This is a genomic window from Aquibium pacificum, assembly GCF_040839445.1.
Lineage (GTDB): Bacteria > Pseudomonadota > Alphaproteobacteria > Rhizobiales > Rhizobiaceae > Aquibium > Aquibium pacificus.
On record NZ_JBDPGJ010000038.1, the window covers coordinates 1 to 346 of the forward strand.

Sequence of the window (346 nt, forward strand, 5' to 3'; positions counted from 1 at the left end):
GGCGTCGCTCGTGCCTCTGAAGGAGAAGAAGCTCATGCAGGTTAAACTTGGAGAGCTGCCAAACTGGATATTGATGCGGGATTTCACACCCAGTGGCATCGTTGGAGCCTTTCAGAGAGGTTACGACCGGTATTACAACAAGTACATCAACGTTCGGAAAGGCAGCATCTCGGGGATTAACATGGTGCTGGCAGCCTACGTGGTTTTCAGCTACTGCATTTCTTACAAGGAACTCAAACATGAGCGTCGACGCAAGTACCACTGAAGAAGGATCACCATGGAGGGCACTGCACACCTGAGCATAATTGCCTGTCCCACTCCCATCCATGAAGAATTTAACTGTGGC

1 protein-coding gene is annotated in these 346 nt (G+C 50.3%); it reads left to right on the plus strand.

The annotated features are described in order from the left end of the window. On the plus strand, positions 1-265 hold a 265-nt coding region (locus ABGN05_RS30060; protein WP_367957724.1), incomplete at its 5' end, for a hypothetical protein. Positions 266-346 lie beyond the last annotated feature (81 nt).